At 55.5% G+C, this 17,163-nt stretch carries 12 protein-coding genes; 10 read left to right on the top strand and 2 right to left on the bottom strand.

What is annotated here, in order from left to right; translation table 11 throughout:
* Positions 1-254 precede the first annotated feature (254 nt).
* Entirely contained in the window at positions 255-1,493 is a 1,239-nt protein-coding gene (gene argJ / locus AQ1_RS13140) for a bifunctional glutamate N-acetyltransferase/amino-acid acetyltransferase ArgJ (protein WP_042088384.1), read from the bottom strand.
* A 411-nt stretch (positions 1,494-1,904) separates the two neighbouring features.
* On the opposite strand from argJ, the gene secA reads away from it, so the two are divergent.
* The 10 genes from secA (at position 1,905) to AQ1_RS13090 (ending at position 14,081) form a co-directional block, all read left to right on the top strand.
* Positions 1,905-4,640 carry a preprotein translocase subunit SecA gene (gene secA / locus AQ1_RS13135; RefSeq protein ID WP_042088100.1) on the top strand — a complete coding sequence of 912 codons (2,736 nt, stop codon included), beginning with the start codon at positions 1,905-1,907 and terminating at the stop codon, positions 4,638-4,640.
* Between the two features lie 239 nt (positions 4,641-4,879).
* Complete coding sequence (locus AQ1_RS13130; protein ID WP_042088098.1) at positions 4,880-5,437, top strand: F0F1 ATP synthase subunit delta; 558 nt, start codon at positions 4,880-4,882, stop codon at positions 5,435-5,437.
* Positions 5,438-5,439: 2 nt separating this feature from the next.
* Complete coding sequence (atpA, locus tag AQ1_RS13125) at positions 5,440-6,969, top strand: F0F1 ATP synthase subunit alpha (protein ID WP_042088095.1); 1,530 nt, start codon at positions 5,440-5,442, stop codon at positions 6,967-6,969.
* A 59-nt stretch (positions 6,970-7,028) separates the two neighbouring features.
* On the top strand, positions 7,029-7,922 hold the full coding sequence (locus AQ1_RS13120; RefSeq protein ID WP_042088093.1) for a F0F1 ATP synthase subunit gamma: 894 nt from the start codon (positions 7,029-7,031) through the stop codon (positions 7,920-7,922).
* A gap of 46 nt (positions 7,923-7,968) precedes the next feature.
* Positions 7,969-9,396, top strand: coding sequence for a F0F1 ATP synthase subunit beta (atpD, locus tag AQ1_RS13115; RefSeq protein ID WP_042088091.1), 1,428 nt, complete (start codon positions 7,969-7,971; stop codon positions 9,394-9,396).
* Between the two features lie 44 nt (positions 9,397-9,440).
* A complete protein-coding gene (locus AQ1_RS13110; protein ID WP_042088382.1) occupies positions 9,441-9,848 on the top strand; it encodes a F0F1 ATP synthase subunit epsilon in 408 nt (135 codons plus the stop codon).
* A 216-nt stretch (positions 9,849-10,064) separates the two neighbouring features.
* Positions 10,065-10,892, top strand: a complete 828-nt coding sequence (locus AQ1_RS13105) for a ferritin-like domain-containing protein (protein ID WP_042088089.1) — start codon at positions 10,065-10,067, stop codon at positions 10,890-10,892.
* Between the two features lie 345 nt (positions 10,893-11,237).
* Positions 11,238-12,032, top strand: coding sequence for a helix-turn-helix domain-containing protein (locus AQ1_RS13100; protein WP_042088088.1), 795 nt, complete (start codon positions 11,238-11,240; stop codon positions 12,030-12,032).
* Positions 12,007-13,545, top strand: coding sequence for a GNAT family N-acetyltransferase (locus AQ1_RS13095; RefSeq protein WP_042088087.1), 1,539 nt, complete (start codon positions 12,007-12,009; stop codon positions 13,543-13,545). Before AQ1_RS13100 ends, AQ1_RS13095 begins: the two co-directional genes overlap by 26 nt.
* Positions 13,542-14,081, top strand: a complete 540-nt coding sequence (locus AQ1_RS13090) for an ATP-binding protein (RefSeq protein ID WP_042088086.1) — start codon at positions 13,542-13,544, stop codon at positions 14,079-14,081. The genes AQ1_RS13095 and AQ1_RS13090 overlap by 4 nt, the downstream gene beginning before the upstream one ends.
* A 366-nt stretch (positions 14,082-14,447) precedes the next feature.
* Here the strand turns inward: AQ1_RS13090 and AQ1_RS13085 are convergent, their stop codons facing one another.
* Complete coding sequence (locus AQ1_RS13085; RefSeq protein ID WP_462687148.1) at positions 14,448-17,141, bottom strand: M14 family metallopeptidase; 2,694 nt, start codon at positions 17,139-17,141, stop codon at positions 14,448-14,450.
* Positions 17,142-17,163 lie beyond the last annotated feature (22 nt).

Genomic DNA, 17,163 nt, shown 5'->3' with positions numbered 1-17,163 from the left:
GGCCTCTATCCATAGGCCAAAAAGGTGACCCGCAAGGCAAAGACTGCCGATCCACCCGGCACCACCCGGCACAGAGTTCCCCCCAAAGAGAGAGTTTTGCCTCAAACAGGGTCGCCAGACCATGAGGCTAGAGCATTTTCCGATCAAAGTGGATCGGATCAAATGCTCTAACTATTTGTTTGAACGCGATTTCCTTGCCGCGTCGTGATCCCACTCCGCTCGAAATCGCTCTAGGGCTTTGAGGGTGGGCGTTTTCAGCTTCGATAATCGGCGTTGATCGAGATATAGCCATGGGTGAGATCACAGGTCCACACCGTGGCCGCGCCTTCGCCCACCGCCACATCCACATGAATCGCGATATTTTGCCCGCGCATATGGCTGGCCGCAATCGCTTCGCTATAAGCGGGATGGCGGGCACCATCTTCGGCCACAAGCTGGTCGCCAAGCCAGATTTTAAGCCGGTCGCGATCCGCCTTTTGCCCCGATTTTCCGACCGCCATGATGATTCGCCCCCAATTGGGATCGCAGCCGGCAATGGCGGTTTTGATGAGCGGCGAATTGGCGATGGCAAAGCCGATGATCTGAGCGGCAGATTCGCTCTCGGCCCCGGTAATCCTGATGGTGATGAATTTTTGCGCCCCTTCGCCATCGCGCACCACCTGATGCGCCAGATCGATGAGCACAGCCTTTAGCTGGCGGCGGAAATCATCGAGCCGGGGATCATCGGCGCGGCTGATGGGGGCATGGGTCACCCCACAGCCGCTGGCCAGCATCAGGATGCTATCGCTGGTGGAGGTATCGGAATCAACGGTGATGCGATTGAAGCTTTGGCCAACCGCTTCGCGCAGCAGATCAATCAGCGCTTCGGGGGCAATGGCCGCATTGGTGCAAATAAATCCCAGCATGGTGGCCATATCGGGTTGGATCATTCCCGATCCCTTGGCAATGCCGGTGATCACCACCTCATCCCCATCGATGCGGGCGCGGGCCGATGCCCCTTTGGGAAAGGTATCGGTGGTGGAAATGGCGCGGGCCGCCTGTTCCCAATCAGCGCTGTTGAAAGCCAGCCCCGGCAAAGCGGCCAGCAAAGGCGCTGGATCAAGGGGTTCGCCAATCACCCCGGTGGACGCCAGCGCAATGGCATCGGGGGTGCAGCCAAGATGGGCGGCATAGGCCCGGGCCAGCGTTTCATTGCACAGCGCCCCGGCTTTGCCGGTAAAGGCATTGGCATTGCCCGCATTCACCAGAATACCGGCCAGATGGCCCGCCCCATCGGGCAGCACGCTTTTGCACCAATCCACCGCCGCTGACGGCATGAGCGAGCGGGTAAAAACCCCGGCCGCCGGGATCGGTTTTTCCGCGCGGATGGCCAGCAGATCGACCCGCCCCTTATAGCGGGCGCCGGTTTCAGCCACCGCGAAAGCGATGCCCGGAACAGGGGGCAGGTCGGGAAAATGATCAGGTGCCAAAGGGGAGCGGGCAAGAACGGCCATCGATGATCCTTTAAAAGTCATGCACAAAACCCGGACGATGCGCGACAATGCGGCGAAAATCCGCCCGTCTTGCGTCGCTGTCACACGCCGCTGCCACATGCCGGGATACAGGCTTTTATCAGCCTTCTTTGGTCTTTTGAAAGGGCGAAATCAGGCGATCAGATGGCCCCTTCATGGCAGGGCTTTTGCGCGGCTTGGTTGACAGGGTCCAGCGCCCCGCTTATTTCCACAGGCACGATCTGTCAACGTCAATGGCTTTTCCGGTCAGGACAACTATCTTCAAGGCTGTTCAAAACGGCAAAAATAGCAGATTGGCAGATGGGTTTGGGCTCAGGTCCGGCCAAAGCTGAGCAGGATCGATAACAGTATGGCGCACAGCGATGATGATTTGCGTCTTTCAAGGGGTTGCACATGATGGGTTTCGGCGCTTTTGCCAAAAAGATTTTCGGCTCGCGCAATGACCGGATCGTCAAGGGGCTGATGGCCCGCGTGGCGGCGATCAATGCCCTTGAGCCTGAGGTTGAAGCCCTTTCAGATGAAGCGCTGATGCAGCGCACTTCGGATTTCAAGGAGCGTTTGGCCAAGGGCGAAACCCTTGATCAGATCCTGCCCCACGCCTTTGCCACGGTGCGCGAAGCCGCGCGGCGCGGCCTTGGTCTGCGCCATTTCGATGTGCAGATGGTGGGCGGCATGGTTTTGCATGATGGCAATATTTCAGAAATGAAAACCGGCGAAGGCAAAACCCTTGTCTCGACCCTTGCCGCCTATCTCAATGCCCTGGAAGGCAAGGGCGTGCATATCGTCACGGTCAATGATTATCTGGCCCAGCGCGATAGCCAGTGGATGAAAAAGGTTTATGACCGTTTGGGCCTCAGCGTGGGGGTGATCGTCAATGGCCTTGATGATCAGGAGCGCCGGGTCGCCTATGCTGCCGATATCACCTATGGCACCAATAATGAATTCGGCTTCGATTATCTGCGCGACAATATGAAATATCGTCTCGATCAGATGGTGCAGCGGCCCTTCAATTTCGCCATCGTCGATGAGGTTGATTCCATTCTGATCGATGAGGCCCGCACGCCCCTGATCATTTCCGGGCCCACGGAAGATAAATCCGATCTCTATCTGAAAATAGATCGGCTGGTGCGTCGCCTTGAAGATCAGCATTATGAAAAAGACGAAAAGAACAAGACCATCGCCCTCACCGAAGCCGGTGCCGAGCATATCGAACAGATTCTCCGCGATCAGGGGCTTTTAAAGGGCGATAATCTTTATGATTATGAGAATACCGCCATCGTCCATCATGTGGATCAGGCCCTGCGCGCCCGGAAAATGTTCGAGGCCGATACCGATTATATCGTGAAGGATGGCAAGGTCGTCATCATTGATGAATTTACCGGACGGATGATGCCGGGTCGGCGCTGGTCGGGCGGGCTGCATCAGGCGGTCGAGGCGAAAGAAGGGGTGGAGATCCAATCGGAAAACCAGACTTTGGCTTCGATCACCTTCCAGAATTATTTCCGCATGTACCCCAAGCTTTCGGGGATGACCGGCACGGCGGCCACGGAAGCGGCGGAATTTGCCGAGATTTACGGGCTTGATGTCATCGAGATTCCAACCAATCAGCCGGTACGTCGGGCCGATGATCATGATGAATTCTATCGCACCGCCGATGAAAAAAACCATGCCATCGTCGAAGATATCCGTGATTGCCAAAAGCGCGGCCAACCGGTGCTGGTGGGGACGGTTTCCATCGAGAAATCAGAACAGCTTGCGGCGCTTTTGAAGAAAGGCAAAATCAAGCACAATGTGCTGAATGCCCGCTATCATGAGCAGGAAGCCAGCATCGTGGCGCAGGCCGGGCGCCTGGGCGCGGTGACCATTGCCACCAATATGGCCGGCCGGGGCACCGATATTCAATTGGGCGGCAATCTTGAGATGCGCATTCATGATGAAACGGCGGCCCTTGATGATGAAAGCAAGCGCGCCGAGCTGGTCAATCGCATCACCGCCGAGATCGAGGCGGAAAAAGCCAAGGTTCTGGAGGCCGGCGGCCTTTATGTGATGGGCACCGAACGCCACGAATCACGGCGCATCGATAATCAGTTGCGCGGACGGTCGGGGCGTCAGGGCGATCCGGGTCGGTCGAAATTCTATCTGTCTTTGCAAGATGACATGATGCGCATTTTCGGGCCGGAACGCATGGATTCGATGCTGGTAAAGCTCGGCATCGAGGAAGGCGAGGCGATTGTCCATCCCTGGCTCAATCGGGCCATCGAAAAAGCGCAGGAAAAGGTGGAAGCCCGCAATTTCGAGATGCGCAAGCATGTCTTGAAATATGATGATGTGATGAATGATCAGCGTAAGGTCATTTTTGAACAACGCCGGGAAATCATGGATCTCGATGATGTGGCGGAAACCGTCAAAGGCATGGGCGAGGATACCTGTTTCCATCTGATCGATAGCCATTGTCCGCCGAAAACCTACCCCGAACAATGGAATATCGAAGGGCTGCATGTGGATGTGCGGCGGATTTTGTCCCTTGATCTGCCGCTGGCCGAATGGGCGGGCGAAGAAGGCATCGATCGCGACAAGATGACCGAGCGCCTTGAAACCGCGCTGGAACGGCATCTGGCCCAAAAAGCCACCCATTATGGGGCTAATGTCTGGCGGCAGGTGGAAAAAAGCCTGCTTTTGCAGATCATCGATCAGGAATGGAAAGATCATCTGGGCAATCTGGATTATCTGCGCCAGGCGGTGAATTTGCGCGCTCTGGCCCAGCGCAATCCGCTCAATGAATATAAGACCGAAGCCTTTTCCATGTTCGAAGCGATGCTTGGCCATGTGCGGGAATCGGTGACGCAGATGCTGTGCCATGTGGAATTGCAGCGCCCCGAAGCGCCACCCGAACCCCAGGCCCCCCAGCAGATGAATACGCGTCATGATGATCCCCATACCGGTCGCAATCTGGTGGATGATGGCGGCCATGCCGGGCGGGTGGTGAATGCCGGCGGGACAATTGCCGCGCGGCAGCCGGCGGCCCAGCCCGATCCCAATAATCCGGCAAGCTGGGGGCGGGTGGCCCGCAATGCGCCATGCCCTTGTGGTTCGGGCAAGAAATATAAGCACTGTCACGGCGTTTTGTGATCGCAGCATGCCGGGGCGGCGATACCGGGATTTTTTGCCGGAAATGCCAGAGGGTTTTTTGCCTGAAATGAAAGAATTGCCCGTCCCTTGCTTGCACCTCAAAATCCCGTGTGCTAAGGGGTGCGCGCCCGACTGAGGAACATCTGTGTGATGGCCGCTTTGTGCGCCGGTTCGCTTTGTTTCAAAAGATCGTGTATCCATAGCCTTATAATCAAGATTTCCACTTGAGGAATAAACCGTTGCCCGCAGAAAAAGCGATCATATCAGGATTGTCCGGCCGTTATGCCACGGCTCTTTTTGCGTTGGCCCGCGAGTCCGCCTCGTTGGAGGCGCTGGCCCGTGATCGGGCGCATCTCACGGCTTTTTTTGGTGAACAGCCGGGTTTGTTGTCTTTGGCGGCGTCCCCACTTTTGACCCGCAATCAGCAGGGCGCGGTGGTTGAAACTTTGGCGACCCGGCTTGATTTATCGGCTCTGATGAAAAAATTTCTCGGCGTTTTGACCCGCAATCGTCGTCTTTCCATCCTGTTGGCGGTGCTGCGCGATCTCAGCGCACTGGAAGCCGATCACAAGGGTGAGGTGACGGCGGATGTCCGCGTGGCCAGAGCGCTGACCAAAACACAAATGACGGCTTTGGAAGCCCAATTGAAGTCGATTGCCGGGCGTGATGTGGCGATCAATGCGTCAGTGGATGAAAGCCTGATCGGCGGTCTCGTCGTCAGGATCGGCTCACGCATGATCGATAGCTCGATCGCCACCAAGCTCGACAGTCTTGAACGCGCCATGAAAGGGATTTGATGATGGACATCCGTGCGGCAGAGATTTCGCAGGTCCTCAAAGACCAGATAGCAGGCTTTGGTGTTGAAGCCGAAGTATCTGAAGTGGGTCAGGTGCTCTCGGTGGGGGACGGCATCGCCCGTGTCCATGGCCTTGATAATGTGCAGGCCGGTGAAATGGTTGAATTTCCCGGTGGTGTGCAGGGCATGGCCCTCAATCTTGAAGCCGATAATGTGGGGATCGTGATTTTCGGATCGGATCGCGGCATTGCCGAAGGCGACACCGTGAAGCGCACCGGAACGATTGTGGATGTGCCGGTGGGGCGCGGTTTGTTGGGACGTGTGGTGGATGCCCTTGGCAATCCCATTGATGGCAAGGGCCCGATCGAATCAAGCGAACGCCGCCGGGTTGAGGTGAAAGCGCCGGGCATCATCCCGCGCAAATCGGTGCATGAGCCGATGCAAACCGGGCTGAAAGCCGTGGATGCCCTTGTGCCTGTAGGCCGTGGCCAGCGGGAACTGATCATCGGCGACCGCCAGACCGGCAAAACGGCAGTGGCCATCGATACCTTCCTCAATCAGCGCCCCATCAATGCCGGGGATGATGAGTCGAAAAAGCTTTATTGCGTTTATGTGGCCGTTGGGCAAAAGCGCTCCACCGTCGCCCAGATCGTCAAAACCCTCGAAGAAAATGGCGCGATGGAGTATTCCATCGTGGTGGCCGCCACGGCATCAGAGCCTGCACCCCTGCAATTTCTGGCCCCCTATACCGGCTGCGCCATGGGTGAGTTCTTCCGTGATAATGGCATGCATGCGGTGATCGTTTATGACGATCTATCGAAACAGGCCGTGGCTTATCGCCAGATGTCGCTCCTGCTCCGCCGTCCGCCGGGCCGCGAAGCCTATCCGGGTGATGTGTTCTATCTTCATAGCCGCCTTTTGGAACGCGCCGCCAAGCTCAATGATGATCATGGGGCCGGATCGCTGACCGCTTTGCCCATCGTGGAAACGCAAGCCGGTGACGTATCGGCCTATATTCCAACCAATGTGATCTCGATCACCGATGGCCAGATCTTCCTTGAAACCAATCTGTTTTATCGCGGCATCCGCCCGGCCATCAATGTTGGCCTTTCGGTCAGTCGCGTGGGGTCTGCCGCGCAGGTGAAGGCGATGAAGCAGGTTTCTGGCTCGATGAAGCTGGAACTGGCGCAATATCGTGAAATGGAAGCCTTCGCCCAATTTGGCTCGGATCTCGATAAATCCACTCAAAAGCTGCTCAATCGCGGCCGTCGTCTCACCGAATTGCTCAAGCAAAAGCAATATTCACCGATGACGGTGGAAGAACAGGTGGTCTCGATCTATGCGGGCACGCGCGGCTTTCTCGATGATGTGGCCCCCGATGCGGTATCGCGCTTTGAAGAAGAACTCCTGTCGCAGATCCGCTCCAGACATGGCGATCTTCTGGAAAAAATCCGGACCAAACAGGCGCTCAATGATGAGATCGAGACAGAGCTGAAATCCGTGCTCGGCACCTTTGCCAGCAAATTTGCATGAGCCACCCGATGATTTCGCCCGTTTTTCTGCTTGTAACAAGCACCCGTTAGGGGACAGCAATGGCCAGTCTCAAAGATCTTAGAAATCGCATCACCAGTGTGAAATCGACGCAAAAGATCACCAAGGCGATGAAGATGGTCGCGGCATCAAAGCTCAAGCGCGCCCAGAATGCCGCTGAACAGGCCCGGCCCTATGCCCAGCGCATGGATAAGGTGATGGCGGCGCTTGGGCAATCGGTGATCGGCCAGCCCGGCTCTTCGCCCTTGCTGGTGGGCAGCGGCTCGGATCACACCTGGCTCGTTGTGGTGGCCACATCGGAACGGGGCCTGTGCGGCGGCTTTAATACCAATATCGTGCGGGCCGCCAAGCGCCGGATCGATAGCCTTTTAGCAGACGGCAAGGATGTTAAAATCCTGTGCGTGGGCCGCAAGGGGCGGGCGCAGCTTCGGCGGTTTTATGGCCCTCGGATCATCGATGTGATCGATATGTCGGGGATGCGATCCGTGGGATTTGCCGATGCGGCGGCGATTGCCGAGCGGGTGCGGGTGATGTTTGATGAAGGTGAATTTGATGTCGCCATCATGTTTTATGCCCGATTCCAATCGGCTCTGACCCAGATCGCCACCGAACAGCAATTGATTCCCGTGCCCTTGCCCACCGTTGAAAACGGGGCGGGTGATCTGAAGGCCGGGGGCGATGCGGTTTATGAATATGAGCCGAGCGAAGAAGCGATTTTGGAAGATTTGTTGCCGCGCAATGTTTCGGTGCAGGTCTATCGTGCTTTGCTTGAAAATGCCGCCTCGGAACAAGGCGCACGCATGACGGCGATGGATGCCGCTTCGCGCAATGCCGGGGATTTGATCGACCGTTTGACGATTGAATATAATCGCACCCGTCAGGCTGTGATCACCAAAGAACTGATCGAAATCATTTCGGGCGCAGAGGCGCTCTGACAGACGCGTTGGCAATTCGTTGCGGGACCGCGAGGAGAGAGAAAAGATGGCAAAAACTACCAGCAGTACGGGCCGGATCGTATCGGTCATCGGCCCCGTGGTGGACGTGAAGTTCGACGGCGATCTGCCGGCCATTCTATCGGCGCTGGAAGCCGATAATCATGGCACCCGGCTGGTGCTGGAAGTGGCGCAGCATCTGGGCGAAAATACCGTGCGCACCATTGCCATGGATGGCACCGATGGCCTCGTGCGGGGTCAGGAAGTGACCAATACCGGCGAGCCAATCATGGTGCCGGTGGGGCCGGAAACTTTGGGCCGGATCATGAATGTGATCGGCGAACCCGTGGATGAGCGCGGCCCGGTGAACACCAAAATGCGTCTGCCCATTCACCGCGAAGCACCAAGCTTTGCCGAACAATCCACCGAGCAGGAAATTCTCGTCACCGGGATCAAGGTGGTGGATCTTCTCGCCCCTTATGCCAAGGGCGGCAAGATCGGCCTGTTTGGCGGCGCGGGCGTGGGGAAAACCGTGCTGATCATGGAATTGATCAACAATATCGCCAAGGGCCATGGCGGCTATTCAGTTTTTGCCGGGGTGGGTGAGCGGACCCGTGAAGGCAATGATCTGTATCATGAAATGATCGATTCCGGGGTTATCAATCTGGAAGGCGAATCCAAAGCCGCGCTGGTTTATGGCCAGATGAACGAACCGCCGGGCGCGCGCGCGCGGGTGGCCCTGACCGGGCTGACCCAGGCCGAATATTTCCGCGATGAAGAAGGCCAGGATGTGCTGTTCTTCGTCGATAATATTTTCCGCTTCACGCAGGCGGGTTCCGAAGTGTCTGCCCTTTTGGGCCGCATTCCTTCGGCGGTGGGTTATCAGCCCACCCTTGCCACCGATATGGGGCAGCTTCAGGAACGCATCACCTCAACCCACAAGGGTTCGATCACCTCCGTGCAGGCGATTTATGTGCCCGCCGATGATTTGACCGATCCGGCCCCCGCCACATCCTTTGCCCATCTTGATGCCACCACGGTTCTGAATCGCGCCATTGCCGAATTGGGCATCTATCCGGCGGTGGATCCCCTTGATTCCACATCGCAAATGCTCGATCCCCGGATCATTGGTGATGAGCATTATCAGGTGACCCGTGATGTGCAGCGGGTTTTGCAAAATTATAAGTCCCTGCAGGACATCATCGCCATTCTGGGCATGGATGAGCTTTCCGAAGAAGACAAGCTGACCGTGGCCCGGGCGCGGAAAATTCAACGCTTCTTATCGCAGCCCTTTCATGTGGCGGAAATCTTCACCGGCTTTCCGGGGGTTTTCGTGCAGCTTGAAGACACCATCAAGGGCTTCAAGGCGATCGTGGCCGGGGAATGTGACGATATGCCCGAAGCGGCTTTCTATATGGTTGGAACGCTGGATGATGCCAAGGCGAAAGCCCGCAAAATGGCATCGGATGCGGCCTAAGCCTTTGTTGCTGCGCCCAAAAGCAGAAAATGGAGTTTGCCATCATGGCTGAACTGATGAGCTTTGAACTGGTGAGTCCTGAACGCCTTTTGCTTGATCTGCAGGTGGCGCATGTGGTCGTTCCCGGATCGGAGGGCGAATTTGGCGTGCTGCCCGGCCATGCGCCCTTGATGTCGACCCTGCGTCCCGGCCTGATTTCTGTTTATGAAGACGAACAAAAGCCGCCACAGGTTTTTTTCCTCAAGGGCGGCTTTGTGGAAGTGAACAGCGAAGGGCTGGTGGTTCTGGCTGAAGATACCATCGATCCCGAAAGCATTGATCGGGCGCAGCTTGAGCAGGATATCAAAAACAGCATGGAAGATCTCAGCCTCGCCAAAGATGCTTTAGAGCTGGAGCGCGCGGAAAAGCGGCTGGCCTGGATGAAGCCGCTGCAGGAAATCCTTAAGCATTAAGCGGCTTTTGGCTTTGGTCGGTCCGGCCGCATCTCATCCAAAATCATCCTGATAAAGTCATGCCACGGCATGGCTTTTTCTTTTTATCGGGAACATGATAAGCTATGCATTCGTTTTTTGTGAAGGCGCTATGGCGCTTTGATGACAAGGCTGCCCAGCAGGCCCGAATTCTATAATGGGCAACAAATGAGAATGGGCGACAGGTGAAAGAAACGCATGGCACAGCATTGGACATTGGATAGCATCGATTGGTCGGGCTTTGATCCCGATGCCGTATCGGATGATTTGCTGGCGGTGGTCAAGGCAGCATCCTTGGTCGAAGCCAATTCGGCCGATTATGTCACCTATTTATGCCGTGTTTTCCCCGATGATGCAGATTTTCAAGCCGCCGCTCGGCAGTGGGGCGAGGAAGAAGCCCAGCATGGGGCGGCTTTGGGGCGATGGGCGGAAATCGCCGATCCCGCTTTTTCCTTTGCACAAAGCCTTGCCCTTTTTCGCGAAGGCTATGGCCTGCCCCTTGATGCCAGCGCATCGGTGCGCGGCAGCCGGGCGGGGGAATTGATCGCCCGCTGTGTGGTGGAATCGGGCACATCGTCCTTTTATTCGGCGATCCGCGATGCCACCAGCGAGCCGGTTTTGAAAGAAGTGTGTCGGCGCATCGCCATCGATGAATTTTTTCACTATCGTTTATTTCAAAAGCATCTGGGGCGCTATAAATCCGGGGACAAGCTGGGCTTGATGGAGCGCCTGAAAGTGGCATTGGGCCGGGTGCAGGAAGCCGAAGATGATGAACTGGCCTATGCGTGGTATGCCGCCAATATCCTGCCCCGTGATCCCCAGGCGGTTTATGATACCAAGGCCAATGCCACGGCCTATTGGCGCAGTGCCATGGCCCTTTATCAGCGCCAGCATATCGATAATGCGGCACGGATGATCTTGCGGGCGGCGGATTTCAATGCCAATGGCCGCCTGGCCGATCTGGTGGCCGGGGCGGGCTGGCATTTCGTGAAATGGCGGCGCGATAAGCTCGCCCGCACCGCCTGATCACCCTGCGGAGTCACTGCCCGGGGGTGGGCGTGGGCAGAATTGGCAAAAGCTCCTAAAGCTTATCTCGCAAACGACTACGGACAGCAGACCACCCCGCCCGAATTCACCGAGGGGGGTTGGAACCTTGCTGTGGTTCATTATAATAAGTTGCACGTAGAGCTAGCAAATGCATGAGTTTTAATTTTCCACTTTTTGATCCTTCCAATCTTTCCATCTATTTTGTCCCCGATGGAAGAAATAAGATTGCTGAACCTTGAGCCTGTACGAGATGTGTAACCCCGCGATATTTCTTGCTTGGAATACCAGTCCGGCTTACAAAAACAAGAAATGAAGGTTCATCCAATGGGCAAGCTTACCGGAAAAATTATCGAAGCTCAGGCCATAGAGGATGGGCTAGGCACAGCGCGGATCGGTGCCGAATTGAAGAAGCTGCGCATTCTGGCTGGCCTCACGCAAGGGCATGTTGCTGCGAGCATGGACGTTCAGCAAGCCTCGATCTCCAAGATTGAGAACGGCGGTGAAATATATCTCAGCACCGTGGAACGTTATGTCAAAGCCCTTGGTGCTTCGCTGCGTCTGAACGCGCATTTTCCAGTCGATACCCCGATTGCAGCTCGGCTGCAGAGTGTTACTTTCGACATCGAGCAAGGGCACGATGACCAACTCATACTTCCAATTCTTGCAGACGAGCCATTCAAACCCCAACGCGACGTGGTGTTGTCTATCAAGCCGGTCTATTCCGAGAAAATCCTCACAGGTGAGAAGACGGTAGAATTGCGCCGCCGTTTTCCTGTTGCAGCTCCGCATGGTGCCTTAGCCTATATTTATTCAAGCTCGCCAGTTAAGGCGATGGTCGGCACCGCTTCGATCCGTGATGTCTTAAAGCTTCCAGTCGAGCAAATCTGGAATAAATTTGAAAGTAAGGCCTTTATCGAGCGGCCGTTATTCGACAAGTATTTTGAAGGATTGGATTATGGCTACGCGCTTGTATTTGATGATGTGAAATCATTCACCCGTCCGCTACCGCTTCACGAGCTTCGAGAGAAATTTGGCTTTGAGCCGCCACAGTCTTTTCTTTACGCCAAGCATGATCTGAGAAGGGCACTTCAAGATGAGCCATCAAGCGTATCTCATTGATACGAATATCCTGATTGAGCTCGAAGACAATCACACAGTTGAAGCAGCTTATGCTCGATTGCTCGCACTAGCGGCGACCCATAAGGTAGGCGTTTACGTTCATGAGGCTGCGATGGACGACATCGCCCATGATACGGATGCGAGGCGCCGTGAAATTTCCCTCAGCAAGATCCAAAAGTATCAGCTTCTGAAGAAGCAGCGCGGCTTGAAACGGCTCGATCTCGAAGAGGCCTTCGGACAGCTAAAGAAGCCGAACGATGTTGTAGATGCGACCCTTCTTGATTCGCTTGAGAAAGGCGCTGCAGACTTTCTTGTCACACAGGACAAAGGGCTTCATCAGCGCGCCCAGAAACGTTCGCCTGACCTTGCGCGGCGCGTCCTGTTTGTCAGCGACGCCGAGGAATTGCTCGTTCAGACCTATGAGCCGAAGCAAGTGCCGATCCGCCACGTTGGCGAGGCAGCAGCACATGAGATCGACAGATCGGACACATTTTTTGACAGCCTTCGAAAGGGCTATCCGGAATTCGATAACTGGTGGCGAGAAAAGTGCGTGAAGCAGCACCGATCATGCTGGGTGGTTTATGATAACGACCAGTTGGTGGGACTGATCGTTCGCAAAGACGAAGATGCATTGGATACTGATGCGGTCACGAAAGCCAATAAAATTCTCAAAATCTGCACCTTCAAGGTAGCGTCGGAAAGCCGGGGGGTGAAGCTCGGAGAGTTGCTTCTGAAACAGGTTCTTTGGTATGCTCAAACCAACAAATACGATCTAGCGTATCTGACGACATATGAAGAACATGTCGCTTTGATGCAGTTGCTGGAATATTATGGGTTTCGGAATTCGGGTCAGAACGCCAACGGCGAATACATCTATGAGCGAGATTTCTCCGCCGCGGTTCTTACACCACAAGATGACAAAAGCGACTTCGATCTGGCACGGGAGCACTATCCACGCTTTGTATTTCACGACAATACACCCGGCTTCGTCATTCCGATCAGGGAGGCATATCACGATACGCTCTTCCCGGACCTTTATAGCCCACTTCAGCCGGACCTTTTTGCTGGTGCGTCCCGCGCCGAGACGATTACAAGGCCTGGCAACACGATCCGAAAGGTGTATCTCTGTCGTTCCAAATCGAAGCTTGGGCCTGCAGGATCACTTCTATTTTTTTACAAAAGTACTTCGCGGAATCCCCCATCGCAGGCCATTACCGCTCTTGGCATTCTGGAAAGTGTGACGCCGGCCGGATCGACCAAAAAGCTCATGCAACTGACAGGCGGTCGGTCCGTCTATAGTGAGGAGCAGCTGAAGAAGTGGAAGGCAACGCCCGATGATCCCGTCAAGGTTATCAACTTCCTGCTGATTTCATATATCGAGCCGGCGGTGTCGCTTCAAGAGTTGCGAAGCATGGGTGTCATCAATGGCCACCCTCAGCAGTCTATCTACAGACTAAACCAAACGCTGACGGCAAGTCTGGTAAAGCGTGCAAATCTAAAGTTCGAAGTATGAACCAGCGGATCGTTGCGTTCACAGGTATTTCTGGCGTGGGAAAGACTACCTTCTTGTGCCGGCTAGCAAAGCTAGTTGATTTCCAGCACCTTACTGGCGGCAGCCTTATTGCCGCAGCTCGGCAGGTTCCATCAGAAGGCAGAGATGCCATTCGCTATTCTGACCTTGATGATAACCAGCGCCTTTTGATCGAAGGTTTCATTCTTACACGCGATCCAAACTCGAACTTGGTTGTGATTGATGGACACGTTGTCATTGACGATGGAAAAGGGCTGACGAAAATTTCGAGCGAGATTTTCAGGGCGCTTGGAGTTTCATTCATGGTACATCTGGAATCCGAGCCGGAACGTATTGCTGCCAATCGTGGAGCGGATACATCACGGTCTCGTCCGACTTATCCATCGAATGTTCTTAAACAGCACCAAGTGATTTCTCGTGCTCACGCCCAAGCCATCGCTGACATAATAGATGTCCCCTTCTTTATAGTCACGCACAAGGATATTGATCAGTTGGCCAGCCTTCTCATCGCCGAATAATCTATACAACTCTGAGGCCTTGCCATTCTCTAACAGGGAGAACAATCTGTGGGGCAGAAAAGACCGCCTTTGCAGCACTTTCAAAAAATCGTCTTAAGTGGCGGAAAATGACTTTCTGCCTTCCCTGACAAGCCTAAGATTCTATAAGCCTTCGTTTATATGACTTATACATACTCTTGGGCGAGTATGACCGTCAAGACAACCCTCGGCTTCACCGACCATCATCATGGGTTTTTGGCCAATCAGATGGGCCAAGGCGTTTTTGCGTTGCAAAGCGCGGCTGTGGCGGCGCGACAAGCTCGCTCGCACCGTCTGATCATTCAGCCTGAACCACGACCAAAGCCGCTGCCTTCAGCTTTGGCGCTTTCAGTGGCTATCGCTGTTCTCGGCCATCTCATCGGGGTTGCGCGGTGATTGGAAGGCTTTCGACCAGAACAGGCCGTTCAAAAACAATTTGCTGGTGCCCAGAAAAATTCCCCGGAAATTGACGGCATCGGCAATGGCGATGATGCTGCCCGCGCCCTTCCGTTCAGCCAGCATCATCGGGGTGCCTGCGATGTCCTTGATCCGGCGGTCTGAGGCATAGCCTGAGAGCAGCGGCTGTGCTTCCAGATAGCGGGCAATCTGGGCATAGGGATTGGCGGGCACCGCAAGGGTGCGGGTGATATTGCGATGGCTGGAGATCAGCCGATCAGAATAGCCAAAGGCCATGGGATGGGTGATATCGAGATCGCTGCCAAAAATGGCCCCGCCAATCACATCTTTCGCCTCGGCCACCGGGAAATCGGCATAATCGAGGCGTTTGGGGCCAGCCTCTTCCGCCTTGGCACCCCCCGCTTTACCCTCTTTCGATTGATTCTCGGTTGATCTGTCGGCGGCGGTCAAAAAGCTTTTCTGGGCCCACAGGGCGCCCTGGCGCAGGGCGATCAGGGTGCCGCCCTCTTCGCTGATCCATTGGCCCAAACGCTGGGTGCTGCGTTCATCCAAAGCGGCATTGCCGCCGGGCAGGATGATATGGCTATAGACCGACCAATCAAGGCCGCGCAGATCATCCTTCGCCCGCAAGGTGACCGGGATATGCATTTCATGATCAAGCAGGAACCAGGCTTCACCGGCTTCGTATTTGCTGATGCCCGCATCGAAAAGCAAAAGCACCTTGGGCTTTTCAAGGCTTTCAAAGGAATTGCGGCCCCCCAGATCCGCCCCCACCGTGGGGGTGAGGCCCGAGCTTATGGCATGAACCGCGATGCCCTCATCCGCCGCCACCGATGCCACGAGGCGATGGATAGCATCCGCCCCGTGATCCTGCCCCGCCAGCGGCACAAACAGGCTGCCGCGCGGGAAATCGACGATGCCCTTGGTGGTGATGGCGCTGAAGGGTTCAACAGCGCCCCGCACCCGAAGCCCGGCATCGAGCAGGCGATAAAGCGCCTTGGGGGCATAATGATCGGTCCATTCAAAAGCATAGCCATAAGGGGCGCGATCCGGCACCGGGGCGCTTTCGGCCTTCGCCATGGCGGGGGCGCCGATCAGATCATCGCGCCAATTTTTCCGATCAAGGGAAGCATGATCAAGATCATAGGCCAAAGGCAGGGTCCAGCCCGAAACATCATAGAAAACGGCTTCTTCAAAGCTGCGCACTCGCTCGAAAATGCCCTTGATCATATGATATTGGGTTTGCGCCATGGGCACGATCACCGCTTCACCGGCGCGATAAGCAATCGTATCGATGGTGATGGTGCGGGCCAGTTCATGGCTTTTGATCTGATGGCGCGCCAAAAGATCGGTGAACAGCCGCATTCGGGCCTGATCGGGGGAGCTGTAAACCCAGCCCTTGATGGGATCATCCTTGGATTTCGCCATGGCATCTTGATGAAATTGCGCCTGATAGGCCAGCAGATCGGGCTTTAGCCCCAATGCGCCCCGGATCGATGAGAGCGATGTACGGAAATGCTTGCGGATATTTTCGCCATGGGTGCGCAGGCCATTGGGGGTATCGATCGCGCCGCCACGGGCGGCCCCGGCCTCAAACAAAATGCCGATCGATCCATTGATATGGGGATAGGTGGAGCCTTTGCCGATATAGTAATTATCAAAGCCTTCTTCGGTAAAATAAAGGGTGCCATCCTGATCGAGGCTTTTGGCATGATAGCCGGCCATTTGTTTCAGAAGATCGCGGGATCGATCCGGGATCAGGGGGTTTTTGCGCTGCGGTTCGCCGGGGTGAAAATAATAGGTCGAATTGGAACCCATCTCGTGATAATCGACCGTGACATTGGGCTTCCACTCATGCCATTTGGCGAGCCATGCCTTTGATTCGGGCTGGGTTTGCAACAACCATTGGCGATTGAGATCAAACCAGTAATGATTGGTGCGCGCATCCACCCATAAATCATGAGCAGCATGGGCAGGATCGGTGACCGGCACCACCGAGCCATATTTATAAACATGATCAATGCGCCGGGCATGGCCATCGGGATTGAAGATGGCGGTGATCAGGATGATGCTGCCTTCAAGGCTTTGCACTGTTTCCTCATCCTGCGCGGCGGCCAGATGATACACCACCGGAATGGCGGCATCCATGCCCGAGGCTTCGGCCCCATGCACCCCATAATTCAGCCATGTCACTACCGGCATTTCGGCGCTGACTGTGGCACTATCGGGGCTGGTGCTCAGCGCCACATGGGCAGAGCGAAGGGCGAGAAGGCGCTGATGATTGGAGGGCGAAGTGATCACCAGAAATTCGATGGGCCGCCCTTCATGGCTGTGGCCGATGGTTTCAATGCTGATGCGATCAGATAAGTCTGCCACCCGGCGCAGATAGGCGACCATCTGATCATGGCGCACCGGCTGTGTGCCCAGTTCATAGCCTAAAAAGGCCTCTGGCGTGGGGATCGCCGGGTCATAGCGAACCCCTTCGGGGGCGAAATAGGCCATGGGTTCGGCCTTGGCAGGGCTTGCGAGGAAAAGAGCGGGGCCGGCTTGCACCCCCATGATGATCAGGCTCAACAGGATGAAAAGGCGCTGAGCCGAAATGGCAGGGCTGGGGAAAAGGCGCATATGGGGCGGTCCGTTCTTTTTT

Origin of the sequence: Iodidimonas nitroreducens, assembly GCA_000710935.1 — a bacterium.
GTDB classification, from domain to species: Bacteria; Pseudomonadota; Alphaproteobacteria; order Sphingomonadales; family Rhodothalassiaceae; genus Iodidimonas; species Iodidimonas nitroreducens.
This window is presented reverse-complemented; position numbering and strand designations above follow the sequence as displayed.